The following is a 313-nucleotide window of genomic DNA, read 5'->3' on the forward strand; positions in this document are numbered from 1 at the left end:
GACTGTGAAATGCTCCAAAAAAAAACAATGCGCCGATTGGCGCATTGTTCTTCAACTTATTCCCACTCGATGGTGCCCGGAGGCTTCGAGGTAATATCATAGACCACGCGGTTGATGCCGCGCACTTCATTGATAATACGGGTCGCTGCCTTGGCAAGGAAGTCCATATCGTAATGGTAGAAATCAGCAGTCATACCGTCAACGGATGTTACCGCACGCAGTGCACAGACGAATTCGTAAGTACGGCCATCGCCCATAACACCAACGGTCTGCACCGGCAGCAATACGGCGAATGCCTGCCAGATCACATCAT

Annotated in this window: 1 protein-coding gene; it reads right to left on the minus strand. The window is 50.8% G+C overall.

Annotation, left to right across the window (positions count from 1 at the left end; all coding sequences use genetic code 11):
- Window positions 1-56 precede the first annotated feature (56 nt).
- Window positions 57-313 (minus strand): GMP synthase (glutamine-hydrolyzing) (locus HBA93_RS20125; protein WP_502910156.1); only part of this gene is annotated, 257 nt, incomplete at its 5' end.

The organism is Ochrobactrum sp. SFR4 (genome assembly GCF_019730395.1).
Lineage (GTDB): Bacteria > Pseudomonadota > Alphaproteobacteria > Rhizobiales > Rhizobiaceae > Pseudochrobactrum.